The 16,912-nt window shown below is 41.6% G+C and carries 11 protein-coding genes and 1 tRNA gene; 4 read left to right on the top strand and 8 right to left on the bottom strand.

What is annotated here, in order from left to right:
- Nucleotides 1-4 precede the first annotated feature (4 nt).
- The 4 genes from C5O00_RS03665 to C5O00_RS03680 all read right to left on the bottom strand — a co-directional run bounded on the left by C5O00_RS03665 (nt 5) and on the right by C5O00_RS03680 (nt 4,620).
- Nucleotides 5-1,927: a tetratricopeptide repeat-containing sensor histidine kinase gene (locus C5O00_RS03665; RefSeq protein WP_105215043.1), complete on the bottom strand. Its 1,923-nt coding sequence runs from the start codon at nt 1,925-1,927 to the stop codon at nt 5-7.
- Between the two features lie 249 nt (nt 1,928-2,176).
- Nucleotides 2,177-3,463 (bottom strand): metallophosphoesterase, encoded by a 1,287-nt coding sequence (locus C5O00_RS03670; RefSeq protein WP_105215044.1) that lies wholly within the window; start codon nt 3,461-3,463, stop codon nt 2,177-2,179.
- Between the two features lie 2 nt (nt 3,464-3,465).
- Nucleotides 3,466-4,074, bottom strand: coding sequence for a CDP-alcohol phosphatidyltransferase family protein (locus tag C5O00_RS03675; protein ID WP_105215046.1), 609 nt, complete (start codon nt 4,072-4,074; stop codon nt 3,466-3,468).
- A gap of 159 nt (nt 4,075-4,233) precedes the next feature.
- On the bottom strand, nt 4,234-4,620 hold the full coding sequence (locus tag C5O00_RS03680) for a hypothetical protein (protein ID WP_105215048.1): 387 nt from the start codon (nt 4,618-4,620) through the stop codon (nt 4,234-4,236).
- A gap of 208 nt (nt 4,621-4,828) precedes the next feature.
- Between C5O00_RS03680 and C5O00_RS03685 the strand changes: the two genes are divergently transcribed.
- Nucleotides 4,829-5,194, top strand: a complete 366-nt coding sequence (locus tag C5O00_RS03685; protein WP_105215050.1) for an arsenate reductase family protein — start codon at nt 4,829-4,831, stop codon at nt 5,192-5,194.
- Between the two features lie 204 nt (nt 5,195-5,398).
- Here the strand turns inward: C5O00_RS03685 and C5O00_RS03690 are convergent.
- A tRNA-Gln gene (locus tag C5O00_RS03690) sits at nt 5,399-5,471 on the bottom strand.
- Between the two features lie 1,188 nt (nt 5,472-6,659).
- On the opposite strand from C5O00_RS03690, the gene C5O00_RS03695 reads away from it, so the two are divergent.
- Nucleotides 6,660-9,959 carry a glycosyltransferase family 117 protein gene (locus C5O00_RS03695; RefSeq protein WP_105215052.1) on the top strand — a complete coding sequence of 1,100 codons (3,300 nt, stop codon included), beginning with the start codon at nt 6,660-6,662 and terminating at the stop codon, nt 9,957-9,959.
- A gap of 3 nt (nt 9,960-9,962) precedes the next feature.
- Nucleotides 9,963-10,610, top strand: a complete 648-nt coding sequence (locus tag C5O00_RS03700; RefSeq protein ID WP_105215054.1) for a polysaccharide deacetylase family protein — start codon at nt 9,963-9,965, stop codon at nt 10,608-10,610.
- 97 nt (nt 10,611-10,707) lie between these two features.
- Here C5O00_RS03700 and C5O00_RS03705 read toward each other — a convergent pair whose 3' ends face one another.
- From C5O00_RS03705 to C5O00_RS03715, 3 genes are all read right to left on the bottom strand, one after another.
- Complete coding sequence (locus C5O00_RS03705; protein ID WP_105215056.1) at nt 10,708-12,129, bottom strand: phage tail-like protein; 1,422 nt, start codon at nt 12,127-12,129, stop codon at nt 10,708-10,710.
- Between the two features lie 176 nt (nt 12,130-12,305).
- Entirely contained in the window at nt 12,306-12,602 is a 297-nt protein-coding gene (locus C5O00_RS03710) for a thioredoxin family protein (protein ID WP_105215057.1), read from the bottom strand.
- A 45-nt stretch (nt 12,603-12,647) separates the two neighbouring features.
- A complete protein-coding gene (locus C5O00_RS03715) occupies nt 12,648-13,877 on the bottom strand; it encodes a metallophosphoesterase (RefSeq protein ID WP_105217563.1) in 1,230 nt (409 codons plus the stop codon).
- Between the two features lie 104 nt (nt 13,878-13,981).
- Here C5O00_RS03715 and C5O00_RS03720 point away from each other — a divergent pair, with 104 nt between their 5' ends.
- A complete protein-coding gene (locus tag C5O00_RS03720) occupies nt 13,982-16,909 on the top strand; it encodes a GH92 family glycosyl hydrolase (RefSeq protein ID WP_105215059.1) in 2,928 nt (975 codons plus the stop codon).
- The last annotated feature ends 3 nt before the right edge of the window (nt 16,910-16,912 follow it).

Here is a 16,912-nt window from a genome sequence, read left to right on the forward strand (position 1 = left end):
GACTTTAAATAGGCAATTCGGGAATTTTCAATGATACCAAGGTGCCATTTTTATCGCTATTCAGGGTAAGTTCGGCTCCCAGTTTTCCTGCTCTCGCCTTCATATTCCGCAAGCCATCGCTACTCGTGGTTACTTCGGCAGTATTAAAACCAATACCATTGTCTTTTATTTCCACCAATGCCTCAACGTCTATTTTTAGGACAATGTCTATTTGGTTCGCCCTGGAATGCTTTACGGCATTATTAACCGACTCCTGAATAATGCGATAAATATCCATAGTCTGTGATGGATTAAGAGGTGTTTTATCCTGCCCTTCTGTGTTAACATTCACCAGAATTCCGGTTGTATTCGATACCTTATGAGCCAGGTACCTGATTCTTTCCGACAAGTCCTCCCATGTGATCGCGCTTCGATTCATTACCCAGATGGTATCGCGTAAATCGGATATGGCTTCCTGACTAAAATCGGATAGTTCCTCGAGTTTATTCTGAGTGACCTCTTCCGAAACCAATCTCATTCCTGCACCTATATTGTGCGCCGCACTGGCCAGATAAGTAAGTTGGGACCCAATATTGTCGTGTAATTCTTTGGCTATTCGTTCCCGTTGCTCTTCCAGCTTCCTATTTGTTTCGACCGTCTGCAATGCCTCCTGCAATTCCTGCTCCTGTTTATGGTGCTTAATTTTTAAGCGCTGTTGTCTGTAAATTAAAAAACCAACCAATACAAGTACAAGGGCTCCTATACCTAACAAAAGGTTTAATAATTGTTGGAAGTCCAGTTTAGATTGTTGTAGCACAAGTTGCTGCTCTTTTTCCTTTGTTCTGAATTCGGTTTCCTTCTCCTGAATAATTCTTAAATTCTCTTCGTTATGCAGACTGTCTACCGCTTTAGAATACCTGTTGAAGACTAGATCCGCTTCCTGAGGCTTACCCAAAAGCAGAAGGTTGGAAGCTTTGAAAAGTAAAAACTCCCTATTGCGCAAATCGGATAAATTGTGATGATTAGTTATACTATCTGCTAATGTTATATACTTCTTCGCCTCTTCGGGTCTCGTTAGCTGATTGTTAGCATAGATAAGTCCGTTCAACGCCTCAATTAATTTATAAGGCTCCAAATTAGCTCGAGTACTCATATTATAAGCCGTCTCATAAGCTTCGATACCCTCTTCAAATCTATCCTGCCGCACATAAATAGATCCAATACAAAGTTGATTCCCTGCAGCGGCATAACCATCACCTTTTCGATTCGCCTCTTCAACGCCAAGCTCGAAAATTCCCAGTGCTTTTTCATATTGTTTCTGTTCCATATAGCATATTCCGAGATTCCAATAGGTATGGGCTTTAAAGGCCGACTCGAAATCCTGCTGGCCTTCCAGGGATCGGTTTAAATATTCTATGGCCTGGTCGAAACGTTTCATATTTAGGAAAGCCATTCCTATATTATTGTTGGCCATTGCCACTTCCCGGGTATTATCCGGTAATTGGGTTGCAATAGACAGATATTCTATGAATTGAACGGCAGCGTTGGTATAATCGGACAGGTTTGAGTATGCATTTCCGCTGTAATTGAGCAGGTCTATTTGAATTTGCTTTAAGCCATGTATTTTGGCAAGTGGCAATAAGGAATCCACTTTTGCTATCATTTTTCGGTATTCACCGTTGCCATATAATCTACGGCAGTCAATTCGCGCCAGCGTAAATTCTGTTTCCTTATCATTTTGTTCCCTGGCAAAAGTTAGACCTTCGGCCAGATATTGTTTAAAACCGATGGAATCTGTACTTCGAAGTTTATTCAGGATGGATTTATAGGCATCTGCTTTGGCTACAAGATCATCTGTAGATTTAATAACTAGCTGTAAGCTATCTACGTCCTGTCCATAAAGCTGAACACTGCAACAGACAAAGAGGGCAAAAAGAAACCTGCTCATAGAAAAGTACTTTTTGTAAAGTTATACATTCTACTAGTTTGTTATTAATTTCAGTTATTAACATCTTTGACTAGTATTCAACTCACTGGGTAAATAATTCAGTAAAAACAAATATGGCCGCAGAGCGAGGAAAGTATGTGACTATCCTTTTGTTTCATGAAAATCCCACATCGTTTTGTGGGGTTTTCTGATTTCATTATTTAATAACTGAATTTTTACTGTATTTGCGATCTAGACTAGGACAGCAATTTAGGCTATACCTGGCGCCTGCTTTATGAGAGGATTCCCATCGAGCACCGGTAGCCTATCCTTTGTGGTAAGCACGGTTTTAAGCTTTAGCAAGGTGATCTCCGGTCGCATCCCTATACGGCCGGGAAAACCAATCCAACCCATCCCTCGGTTTACATAAAGATACTGCTCGCCATCCCGGTATAGACCGGCCCAATGTTTATATTTTAGTTTGGCAGGGCTCCATTGTTTACTCTTAAGCTGTATCCCCGCCTGCATCCCATGTGTGTGCCCCGATAGGGTAAGATCTATTTTAGTCTTAGCGGCCACCTCCTCTGCCCAGTGGGTTGGATCGTGTGAAAGCAGGATCTTAAAGGGTGAGTGAATTGCAAGTTGCATTGCCTGCGTTAGATCGCCATATTGACGGAAGGGAGGTTTTCCCCAGTTCTCCACACCAATGATGGCGATCTGGTCGTCACCAATTCGGTCAACACGAGATTCATTTAATAAAAGTGTAAAGTTTGTGGCGGTGTAAAATTCCTTGATCAATTTCAGGTTTTCTTCTTTTTTTTCTTCGGAAGGCCAATCGCTGTAATCCCCGTAATCGTGATTTCCAAGGATGGCGAATTTTCCTCTTCTCGCTTTGAGATTCAGAAATAATCGCTCCCATCCCTCTAGTTCCCAGGCGTAATTATTCACCAGATCCCCTGTGAAAAAAATATAATCCGGTTTCAGGGCATTTATCTTTTCGAATGCGCGTTCAAGGATCTGATACTTTCTATTAAAACTACCAAGGTGGATATCGGAAATCTGTACGATCCTAAGACCATCGAATTCTTCGGGTAAGTTTTTAAACAGGAGGTTTACATGATGAACTCTAAAACGATAGAGCGAAACGAATATAGCGTACAGGATGACAAAAAATGGAATAAAACCCGAAAGTAAGCCAATTACGGGAACCAGTATCTTCGAGACCGTTTCAGAAAATACAACATGCAGAAGCGTTAGTAATGAAATAGTTAGAACAAAGATAAGTTTAGGCACAAAGGATGCTACGGTAAGTCCGTAAAGGGAGGAAACGATCCTTTGTCTTCTTAGCGCGCTAATGGAATCTAACCTAATTTTTAGGGTGAGAATGGCGCTAATTAATCCAATACTGAAGAACCAAAAGAGAATGTCGATCGTTTTTTTGATCCCCGGGCTTAGGTGTAGAGTTGTTATCTTTTGCAGCCAAAAATAACTCAGGGTGTCTACAAGTAATAAAACCAGACACAACAGGACAATTGTAAAAAATGAATACCTCCGCATGACTAACGGGATTCCCTATTCTCTTTGGCCTTTCGGCCTTTTCGTTTCTTTTTCAACGCCCAATAAACCCCCTTCACATCTTTGGTCCATGTATCGTGCATAAAAATGAGAGTTATCTCCTCTATCGTTTCCAGAACTCCGATGACAATCACCCCATAAAACAACCATAAAACCGGACCAAAAAACAGTGTCCATAAGATAAAAATTCCTTGTGTAATTGCCGATAATTTTGCGAAATAAGTATGGAAGGCGGTGGCTTTCCCGTATTTCACAAAGGCAATGATCATTTGTGCAAAATAGGGGATAAAAACGACCAATAGCAGTGGTAGTTTGTCTTTAATAAACTCCAATTCGAATACAAATAGTCCTACGATCCCGATCAATAGAGTGATCTGGTCTCCCATAGAGTCTAATTGAGACCCTCTGGCGCTGGTGATTTTGAGAGTACGCGCAAGGTATCCATCGATCGCATCGGTACTAAAACTTATAAGCAACATCCATGTGAAAGCCTCCCGAAGTTCGAAATATGCAAGTACCAGCAAAACAGGTGCTGCCGCTATCCGATAGAACGAAAACCAGTCTGCGATGTTAAAATTCTTAAACGTTAGCATAATTTATATCTATTTGCATTTGCTTTTATCTCCAATGGTATGGGTGTTAAGGTTTGATTCGATTCTCAGGCCTCAATAGTTACACCAGGTGTTCTGTATTGTTAGAAGTTGGGTACTTTTCTATAACTTAAGCCTGACCGAGACCTTCAAATAAGTTTTTTAATAAGGAACCAATTGGTAAACTACGTTAAGCAAATAGACCCCTAATATTAGCAAGGCGATATAAAGAACCTGCACAAATTTCATATTGATATAGTTCAGCCATTTGGTAACAGTATTGGGAATGATGAATAAAGACAATCCCAGAAACAGGGAACTCCAGCCCAATAAAGTTACAATGATCCGGTGGTCTGCTTCCCAGATGTTATGTGCCAGGATATTGAGCAATCCAATGATTATAGCCAGAAAGGCCGCAAGGATAACGAATTTCTGATCTTTTAGATGGGTAAAGATCTGCTTTATCCTTTTGGGGTTGAAGCTAAGAATAACGAAGAAGATTATTAGGTACCATCCCCAGAAAGCCGTTAAGAAATTAGATAAATCCATAGGTCGAAATTTATATTAGTTGTAAATTTAATTTCAATCAACTCGGGAAACTATGATATTTCTCACCGGTATTATCGCAGCCGGATTTCAGAAGAAATTTGATAAATCATTGAGAATAGATAAGGTTCCCGCTATGATTTTGTCTATCATTTAATTTACTGAAAGTGAATTTTAAATACAAATAAGGACGTCAAAAAATTGAAATTCAATGGGAGAAATAGCAACTTCAGACAGACAAATAACGCTTTACTATAATTCTAAATCGGAAAGGGCCAAACAAACCATTGCCTATGCAGAATCGGAAGGATTTGCTTTGCTCAAGGTGGATGTTTTAAAAACCCCTTTAACAGGGACGCAGATTGCCGAGATTGCCAACAGGTTACAGCTAAAAATCGAGGATCTCGTAAATCAGGAACATCCGTCCTATTCGCAACATTTCGAAAAGAGCAATCTATCTAGCGACGACTGGATAAAGATGATACGCAACAACCCCGAGATCTTGAAACAGCCTATTGCGATACGTGGCGACAGAACCATCCTTGTTGAAACTCCTACAGATATTATCAAGATATAAAACGAGAATGTTATAATTTCTCGTTGATATTAATGGGCGAGGTGGGATAAATCTACTTATTTTAATTTATCCGGACCGAATGTCTTTGAAGAAGTTAAAAGGTCTGGTAGACCTTTTAAAATGAGGGGCCAGAAGGTGTGTAGGCAGGTGAGAGCCTAGAATACACAAATAAAAACCCGAGCAGTGATGCTCGGGTTAATAACGTTGGCCCACTAGGGCTCGAACCTAGACTCTTCTGGACCAAAACCAGACGTGTTGCCAGTTACACCATGGGCCAATAAATAATGTAATTTTCACAGATTAATTACAACTGTTTCCGTTATAAGTCTGGTTTTGAACCAGACCTGCCTACGGCAGGCACGCGTGTTAGCCAGCGAGACCGCCTATGGCGGTTTACACCATGGGCCAATAAATAATGTAATTTTCACAGATTAATTACAACTGTTTCCGTTATAAGTCTGGTTTTGAACCAGACCTGCCTACGGCAGGCACGCGTGTTAGCCAGCGAGACCGCCTATGGCGGTTTACACCATGGGCCAATAAATAATGTAATTTTCACAGATTAATTACAACTGTTTCCGTTATAAGTCTGGTTTTGAACCAGACCTGCCTACGGCAGGCACGCGTGTTGGCCAGCGAGACCGCCTATGGCGGTTTACACCATGGGCCAATTAATAATGTAATTTTCACAGATTAATTACAACTGTTTCCGTTATAAGTCTGGTTTTGAACCAGACCTGCCTACGGCAGGCACGCGTGTTAGCCAGCGAGACCGCCTATGGCGGTTTACACCATGGGCCAATAAATAATGTAATTTTCACAGATTAATTACAACTGTTTCCGTTATAAGTCTGGTTTTGAACCAGACCTGCCTACGGCAGGCACGCGTGTTGGCCAGCGAGACCGCCTATGGCGGTTTACACCATGGGCCAATAAATAATGTAATTTTCACAGATTAATTACAACTGTTTCCGTTATAAGTCTGGTTTTGAACCAGACCTGCCTACGGCAGGCACGCGTGTTGGCCAGCGAGACCGCCTATGGCGGTTTACACCATGGGCCAATAAATAATGTAATTTTCACAGATTAATTACAACTGTTTCCGTTATAAGTCTGGTTTTGAACCAGACCTGCCTACGGCAGGCACGCGTGTTGGCCAGCGAGACCGCCTATGGCGGTTTACACCATGGGCCAATACCATAATGTGGGCGCAAATTTAAGATAAAGTTTCGTTCACACAAACAAATTTCAGCAAAAATAATTCTCTGCTGTGATTCTCCAACCCGCTAACCGTAAGCCAATCTTATTCAAAAACCCAGTCCCATCCAAAATAAAAGGTCTAGTACCTAATTCCACCCCCATATTCATGAAATAATGCCCTACTTCAACACGTTAGCATTTTTTTAGCAGTGCCCTTAGCCATATTATTAGTAAATTCGCCTCGACCAATAACGTTAAACTTTATATGTCCGATTTCAACTTCGTAAAATGGAATAAGATCTTAGGATGGACCGTCTTCGCCATCGCTTTACTTACTTACTGGCTCACGGTAGAACCAACTGCCAGTTTCTGGGATGCCGGGGAATATATCACTACCGCCAGTAACTTGGAAGTAGGACATCCGCCTGGAGCACCTCTTTACCAGATCCTGGGGGCATTCTTTTCCATCTTCGCCATGGAACCAAACAGCATCGCCTTAACCATAAACCTGATGTCGGTCTTCGCAAGTGCCTTTACCATCCTTTTTATGTTTTGGTCCCTAACCATTCTAATCACAAATTTAGTGTCCAAACAGCAGGAGATCAATAAAAACACTGCTATGGCCATTCTAGGCAGTGCGTTTGTAGGGTCGCTAGCTTTTGCCTTTACCGATAGTTTCTGGTACAACGCTGTAGAAGCAGAAGTGTACGCCTCGGCCGCCTGTATCATGTCTATATTATTTTATGCCGGACTACGATGGGAGCGCGAAATGAACACCCCAAGAGGTGATCGCTGGGTTATCCTCATCGCTTTTATTATCGGTTTGTCATTCGGGGTGCATTTTATGGGATTATTAACGATCCCGGCCATCGGATTTCTTTATTTCTTTAAAAATTATAAGACGATCACAGTAAAGAATTTTATAATCGCCAATATAGTGATGGTGGCGATTCTGCTTTTCATTTTCAAGCTATTACTGCCCATGACAATGAAATTTTTTAGTGCTTCGGAATTGTTCTTCGTTAACGATATTGGGTTACCTTTTAACTCGGGAACTATCATTGCCGGACTACTATTTATCGCTTTATTCTATTACGGATTGAGAACCACTCGTAAGAAAGGATATGTTCGACTGAACACTTTGCTCCTATGTATCCTCTTCATTTTTATTGGGTTCTCCAGCTGGCTGATGCTGCCCATTCGTGCAAATGCTGGGGTGGTTATCAACGAAAACAACCCAAACAACGCCCGAGAACTACTTGCTTATTATAATAGGGAGCAGTACCCCGAAACACATTTGTTTTACGGTCCACAATTCACCGAAACCTATGCAGGCCTGGATCCGGACAACCCTTATAAGGACGATAAACCCAAATACGAAAAAGATGAAAAAGCCGGAAAATACGTGATCGTAAACAATTACGAGAACGCCGGCCAGAATACGGACGATGCTCACAAAGCATTTCTCCCCAGGATGTGGAGCATAGAACACGCCGAGAATTATCTCGAATTTACCGATGGTTTGGAATTTACTATAAAACGTAAATACCGTAGTGAAGAGAGACTCATCGAAGAAGTAAACAAATTTAAGCAGGCGTACAACGAAGGCCTCGTAGACACAGAAGACTATCATACTTTCCTTTCTAATTTCGGCGGCTTCCTGGATATCGAAAAACCGTCCTTTGGGGATAATATGAAATTCATGTTCCAGTACCAGTTTGGTTATATGTACTGGAGATATTTTATGTGGAATTTTGCCGGCAGACAAAACGACGTTCAGGGACAACTGGACGACCTGAACGGCAACTGGCTGAGCGGTATAAAGTTTATCGATGAAATATTCCTGGGTTCCCAGGATAACTTGCCTAGCGACGTAAAAAATAACAAAGCCAGGAATACCTATTATTTCCTTCCATTGTTACTAGGTATAATAGGCCTGATGTTCCACTTTATGAACGATAAAAAGACCTTCTGGGTATTACTGGTCTTCTTCCTCTTTACAGGTCTGGCATTGAAAGTCTACCTCAACGAACGACCCTTCGAACCACGAGAAAGAGACTATGCCCTCGTAGGATCTTTCTATGTATTTGCCATGTGGATAGGATATGGGGTCTATGCCCTGTATGAGATCGTTAAGGATTATTTAAAACCAAAAATCGCCCTCCCGGTTGTGCTTACACTAACCATGCTAGCCGCCCCTGTGATCCTGGCGACACAGAACTGGGATGACCACGATCGCTCAAATAGATACACGGCCCAATCCATGGGTAAAATGTACCTGGATTCCTGCGACGAGAACGCCATATTATTTACCATTGGTGATAACGATACCTTCGCCTTGTGGTATGCACAGAATATTGAGGGTTATAGAAGGGACGTGCGTATAATCAATACGAGTTTATTTCAAACAGACTGGTATATAGACGATATGAAGAAGAAGGCCTGGAGCAGTGACCCTATTCCTTCTCAACTTACACACGACGACTATAAATTTGGCTCAAGAGATTTCCTATTCTATCAGGAAACCACACAGGATACTATCGATATTAAAAAATGGATGAACTGGGTTGCCAACGACAGTCCGGCAACTACCTTCGCCCTGGAAAGCGGGCAAATAGCCAATACTTTTCCATCAAAGATAATTCGAATCCCTGTAGACAAAGAGGCCGTACTGCGAAATGGTATTGTGCCCGAAAAGGACGCCGATCTTATTGTACCCTACATCGATATTAAACTCAAAGGAGATATCCTTTACAAGAACAGGATGATGATGCTAGATATCATTGCCAATAATAACTGGGAACGCCCTATATATTTCAGTGGGGGTAGTTTTGGCGACGACGATTATCTATGGATGAAAGATTACTTGCAACAGGATGGTGTTGCTTATAAACTAGTGCCTATCTATACCCCTGTTGATAAGCGTAATCCTTTCGATATGGGCCGTATCGATACCGAAAAGATGTACGAAGTTGTGATGAGTTGGGATTGGGGAAATAGTGGCAGTCCGGATATCTATCACGATACCGAAACACGACGCAATGGAATCACGTACAGAAGTAATTTAGCCCGCCTGGCAGAAGCTCTTATCAATGAAGGAGAAAATGAGAAAGCCGAGAAAATCCTGGATCTGGCGATGGAAAAAATGCCTGTTAAATACTTCGAGTATTATTCACTTCTTGAGCCTTACATTCTTGGATATTACGAATTAGATAAACCCGAAAAAGCGCGTGCCATCTTCGAGGAAGTTTCAAAAAAGTATCAGGAAAACCTGGTTTTCTTTAGTGGGATGAAAGTCACCCGACAATACAATATGGCCGATGAGATCATTAGCAATATGGAACGCTATAGAAGTATTGTTGATATTGTGATCGTATATGATACTGAAGAATACGGGAAAGCGGAAGCAACAAAATTCAATGATTATCTCAAATTATTCCGTCATTTTTATTCAGAAAATGAAGGGATAGACCCGGAGAAATTGGAAGATCCTGAAGATACCACCTCATTGGAGGCTGATAGCATTATCGCTTTAGAAAGCCCGGAAGAAGGAGCCGGAACCTAAACTATGAGAACCTGGCTGGTTAAAACACCTTTACTCCTTAAATGGTTGTATCCATCCCGAATCTGGTCCCTTCCAAATGAAAACAGGGCCGTTTATTTTACCTTCGACGACGGGCCCATCCCCGAAATCACTCCTTGGGTTCTTGATACGTTAAACGAGTATAATGCAAAAGCTACCTTTTTTTGCATTGGAGAAAATGTAAAGAAACATCCGGATATTTTCCGAAGGATCTTAAATGAAGGCCATAGCGTGGGCAATCATACTTACAATCATGTAAACGGCTGGAAAACCTCAACAGCAGATTATATCGCGAACTGTAAAAAAGCAGAGAAAGTCCTTCATGATGTGGGCAACTTAAGTCTAAAGTCAAACGCTAAATTATTTCGGCCACCTTATGGAAAAATGAGTTTCAGGCAATCTTCAAAACTCCGGAAATTGGACTATAAGATCGTGATGTGGGATGTGCTAACTTTCGATTTTCACCCAAAGTTCACGAAAGAACAATGTTTGCAAAATGCGATCAAGAATACAGAACCAGGAAGTGTGATCGTTTTTCACGACAGCCTGAAAGCAGAACAGAATCTTCGATATACCTTACCCAAAGTACTTGATTTTGCTTCAACGAATAGCTTCAGTTTAAAGGCCTTATAAATTCTGAATTAATGGTAGAATTTCTGGAAATTCCCCAAAACCAGAATTATTTATTCTAATTCTATAAGCATTGTAAACCGTAAGAACATGGTCCAGGTTAATAGAGTACCAGGTTAAATCGTTTCACGGTAGGATCGATATTCCTGTTATCGGTTGAAACATAAACTTCGATATAATCATTGTTTGCCATAGAAAGTACGCCCAACAGGTTGAAGTTGCTTTTACTAACTCCGTTTTCAAAAGTTTGTTCCGAAACGATCGAAGGGATCATACTACCGTTCTTATAGATGATAAGAGAGTAAACATTTCGCGAACCATTACTCGATCGCTCCACAGTTGCTGAACACGAAACGGTAAAGTTTCTCGGCTTTAGACCGGTGTATTTAATACGGTTATTGGTTCCACCGTCATCATCCATTCTAAAAAATTGACCGGCAGTAGTTGTTCCCTGCATCTTCACAGGTACATTATCGGAAATGACATTGGTGGTAACATTATTTTCAGCACTAAAATATATATAGCCTGTTGCTACTTTATCCGTTTCTTCGGGAATTCCAGGGCAATTTACAGTCCAGTTATTGGTAAAATTAAATCCCGTATATGGCGAACTGCCAATAACGTATGTGCCACCTCCCGAAAAAACTACACTTGCCAATACCGCGTCATCGGTAATGGAAGTAATCCCTGTGACGTCCATCGCGGCTGTCGCCCCTACTACATTAGAGAACCCACTCACTTTTTCAATAAGTGCAAAGGTGCCGGTAAAAGTTTCATAAACGCCTCCATTGTCTGGTAACCATCCTAAATTATTTAAAAGAAGATCGGTGATATTGCTGTAGGTGATCCCGGCGGCATTTCCCGAAAATTGTATGATATTCATAAACACAAGATTAAATCCTTGTATACTACCAATAGATCCAGAATTTGCAATGATCATACTCTGGATCACCAGATTCTCGGTTCCAGAGATATTATTGAGATTAAATACTGTACCCCCTGGGGCGGTGAGCGTTAAATTTCTAAGGCTACCTCCGGTACTTCCCGTAAAAATGGTTCCGCCGGCCGACGCAAGAATATCTTCATTAGTGTCTAGCCCTATCAGGTACGCTCCATTGAGTTCTATGGGATTTGATAAGGTGACAAGACCATTAATTTCGTATAGAACATCTGTATCGAGCGTAATCTTCCCTGCTGCCGGTGCAGGTAAATCGGCCTCACTTTTTACAAGTACATAGTTATCCCTGGTTTTACCAGATCCTATTGTTATCCATGACGAACTAGTCGTGTCATAATAATAAAATGCATCTGCATCGGTGTCATACACTAATAGCCCCTCTGCCGGGTTAACGATGGCTGTCCTCTGGGCAGTAGTTAATCTGGGGGTGAGCATTCCTTTGTCTGAGGAACTAATATCAACTGCAGACGATGTATCAGGTGACGTAGTGCCAATCCCAACCTGGGCATTCACACTAAACAATGAAAAAAACAAAAACGGAATAATAATAGATCTGAGGTTCATAAGTCTGGGGTAATAAAGGTCATTAAAAAATCGATGTACAGATCAAGATATGTACTTTACGCCTGAAAAATATTGAATTACACCGATATAACGTGTAGTTTATCGCACTTTTTTTAGTATTAATACGAATAAACTTACAATTTTAAGAAATTAAGGAAGATCGGGTAGGATAAAAATCAAACAAATTCTTTTACAAGTCCAATAAGAGTGTTGGCATCTTGTTCCCCACTCTGGCGCCATTTCATCTCGCCATTCTTATAGATCATTAGAGTAGGAAGTCCCTTAACTCGCAATGCTTCGGCTAGTTCAGAGTTCTTTTCAACATCTATCTTTATCACCCGTGCTTTATCACCAAGTGCTGCAGCAACATCGCGTAAGACCGCATGCATTTCCTTGCAGGCATCATCCCATTCGGTATAAAAATCTAATAACACGGGGACATTGGTCTCTATTAATTCTCCAAACTTAGACATAGCTCTTGAAGTATTAGTTGATACAAATATAACATTTCCCGTGAATTAAGCGGTATGGGCGCGTTTTTTAAGCTCGATGACACTTACCTCCGGCCAGATTCCAACACGGCCGGGATAACCAATAAATCCAAACCCACGATTTACATTGATATACCTACCCAATTCTTCATAGACCCCAGCCCAGTTTTCATAACGATATTTTACCGGGCTCCACTTAATTAGGCCCGGAATCTCTATTCCAAATTGCATGCCGTGGGTATGTCCGCTAAGGGTTAAATGAAAATGTCTATCGTCTGTCTTTACTTGCTGCTGCCAGTGTGAAGGATCATGACTCATAAGTATCTTAAATTCATGATCTTCAACACCCTCGCAAGCTTTATCCAGGTCTCCCGCTTTTTTAAATCCTCCGGCTCCCCAATTCTCAACGCCCACTAATTTAATACGCTCGCCATTTCGAACCAGTGTACGGTTTTCATTAAGTAATAGGTCCCAGCCCATTTCTTTCTGAAGGCTAATAAGGTCGTTAAGGTTCTTCTTTTTAGCCTCCTGAGAGTTCCAATCCACATAATCCCCGTAATCGTGATTTCCCAATACCGAATAGACTCCATCCTTTGCATTTAGTTTTGCGAATAATTCTTTCCACGGAACCATTTCTTCGGCCAGGTTATTTACAAGATCACCAGTAAAGAGGATCACATCACTCTTCTGCTGGTTTATTAGGTCGATTCCATACGCAACTTTATCCTCATTGTCGAAACTTCCACTATGTATATCACTAATCTGCGTAATTCGATATCCGTCGAAAGCATCGGGGAGGTCGTCAAACTCCAGGGTATAGCTTAACACCTTATAATTGTATTTTCCGCGGTACATCCCATATAACAGTGAACTAAAAGGAATCGCAGCTAAGCCCAATGCAATAGCACTTACAAATTTCCGCCTTGAGGGTATATGAAAGCTGTCATTCATCCCACCCAAACGTGCCGCACTCCCTACCAATAGCCTTACTACATCCTCCATCAACATAAATAGCACGATCATTAATTTAGGAAAGAAAATAGCCACCACAAATCCAAAGGTATACATCCGCAACGGAGTCATGGTCCTTGTTGAATCTCCCGACGTAACCTGGTATATGAATAAAAAAAGGAGGGAAACCGAGATTGCAATATATACCGCCGAGAACCAATTGTTCTTTGTAAAGGTTCTAAAGGCCTGAAAAGCATATATATCGATCAGGATGTAAATTACTATAAAGATAGTCCAGCGCAGGATCATAAAATTTTCTTAGGTGTTAAAGATAAAGCCATTAGCAAAACAGGGGTAATTCTTCACTTTTTTTTAACGTGAATTCGTATCTTTTCAGCATATTAATCTGCATGCGATACATACCAATCATTCTTTCGCTTTGTTTGCTTTGCTTTAGTTGTAATAATTCCGAAAGTGTTACATCTGCCCTAAAGGAAGCCCCTCTTATAAATTTTGTGAATCCATTCATCGGTACCGGAGGCCACGGACATACCTACCCCGGAGCTACCTTACCCTTTGGAATGATGCAGTTAAGTCCGGATACCCGTCTCGATGGTTGGGACGGCTGCAGTGGGTATCATTACAGCGATACTTACATCTATGGTTTTTCCCATACACATCTAAGTGGAACCGGCGTGAGTGACTATGGCGATATCTTATTAATGCCAACCAATGAAGCGATCTTTTATAATGGCGCAAACGGGACTAAAGGCTACCGGGCTCACTTCTCCCACGAAAACGAAACAGCCACTCCCGGCTTCTACAGCGTACATTTAGATTCTACCGAAATTGACGTAGAGCTTACCGTCGCTAAACGATCTGGGATGCATCGCTATCGATTTCCTACGGCAGAGAATCAATATGTAATTCTCGACCTGGAACATCGGGATAAATTGCTTGATTATGATATTGAGTTCTTTTCAGACTATGAAATTAACGGATATAGATTTTCGGAGGCCTGGGCGGCAGATCAACGTGTATTCTTTCACATTAGGTTTTCCCACCGCATAAAAAATTTCGAAAGAGATTCGGTGCGTGGGGGAAGCGGTGCAAAAGCAGCGCTAGAATTCGACAACCCAAATAACGAACCCCTCATTGTCTCCATAGGAATCTCGGCTGTAGACGAGTTGGGTGCGCGAAATAATCTTGTATCCGAAATTGGCTCGAAATCCTTCGATCTTGTAAAAGAAGAAGCTCAAAACCTATGGGAAAAACAGCTTGAAAAAATAATTGTCGAATCTCCTGATAATGATTATAAGACCAATTTCTATACGGCGCTCTACCATACCATGCTCGCACCAAATCTATACCAGGATGTAGATGGGCGCTACCGCGGAATGGATATGGAGATTCATCAATCAAATTCGTTCGAATACTACACGGTCTTCTCCCTGTGGGATACATATCGGGCGGCTCATCCATTGTATACCATAATCGAACAAGAACGTACCAACGATTTTATAAATACTTTCCTAGCCAAATACGACGAAGGCGGAATCATGCCTATCTGGGATCTGTCTGCAAATTATACGGGTTGTATGATAGGGTACCATGCCGTGCCAGTAATCGCTGATGCCTACCTCAAAGGGATTAGGAATTACAACGCCGATAAAGCCCTCAATGCCATGATCCATAGCGCCACAAGAAACCATCTTGGGTTGGAATCGTACATGAAATATGGCTATATCCCGGTGGAAGAAGAAAGCGAGTCGGTTTCTAAGACGCTCGAATATGCCTACGACGACTGGACCATTGCAAAAATGGCCGTGGAAATGGGCAAAAATGAAATCTATAGAACCTTCATCCAAAGAGCACAACACTATAAGAACAGTTTCGATCCTGAGTCGAAATTTATGCGCGGCCGGTTCAGAAATACCTGGTTCGGACCATTCGATCCGTACGAAGTAAATTTCAATTACACCGAAGCAAACGCCTGGCAATACAGCCTTTATGCTCCCCAGGATATTAAAGGATTGATAGAACTCATGGGTGGAAAGGATGCTTTTAAACAGCACCTGGATGATCTTTTCACAGCCAGATCTGAAACTTCCGGTAGAGATCAGGCCGATATTACCGGACTAATTGGTCAATATGCGCATGGAAATGAACCTAGTCATCACATGGCCTACTTATACAATTTTGTGAATAAACCTTATAAGACTCAATCACTGGTTCACAAGATTCTAACCGAATTGTACACCAACACCCCGGACGGGATCAGTGGGAACGAGGATTGCGGACAAATGAGCGCCTGGTATATTTTTAGCTCACTTGGATTTTATCCGGTGACCCCGGCCAGCAACCAGTATATTATAGGCACTCCGCTCTTTCCAAAAGCTACCATAAACCTGGAATCTGGCAAACAATTTACAGTGGTTGCAAATTTTATTTCTGAAAAGAATAAATATATCGCTTCTGCCAAACTTAATGGTAAACCCCTGGATCGAACCTACATCCGGCATGACGAAATTTTAAATGGAGGTACTTTGGTATTTGAAATGACCAGTACCCCTTCCGATTGGGGAACTACAGATATGGCAGTTCCACTTTCCGAAATTACCGATCATCTTATTACTCCGGCACCTTATATTGCTGAAGGGAAGGTAGCTTTTAAAGATAGTACCGTAGTTAAACTAGGGGTGGCGAATAAAAGCGCCAAGATCTATTACAGTTTAAATGATTCTGAATTTATGTTGTACGAAACGCCGTTTGCCCTTAGGGATGAAAGTATACTGAGCGCTTATGCCGAAACTTCCGAAGGAACCAGTGTTACTTTGAACACCCGCTTTTACAAGATAGACCCGGAAGTGAGTATCACCCTGAAAACCGAATATGCCAACCAGTACAATGCAGGAGGTAACGATGCCCTTATAGATGGTATATACGGAACAAAAGATTTCAGGACAGGTGCCTGGCAAGGCTATCAGGACGAAGATGTAATTGCAGTGATCGATCTAGGGAAGGTAAAACCGTTCGAAACCGTCACTGTGAATTTCTTGCAAGACCAAAGGAGTTGGATTTTCTTTCCCACCGAAGTAACATGTTATGTTTCGGATAATCCGAGGAACTTCTACAAAAACTTACCTCCTCAAAAGATCGATGCAGCGGCTCCTTCCGAAGAAAAAGAGATAAAGAATATACAGTTCAATATGGGAGGTTATAGTGCCCGGTATATTAAAATTGTAGCCAGGAATCTTGGGAATCTTCCCAAATGGCACCTTGGCCACGAACATGATGGAAAGGCCTGGATCTTTGTAGACGAAATAGAAATTAAATAAACA

It is taken from the genome of Pukyongia salina, assembly GCF_002966125.1.
GTDB lineage: Bacteria > Bacteroidota > Bacteroidia > Flavobacteriales > Flavobacteriaceae > Pukyongia > Pukyongia salina.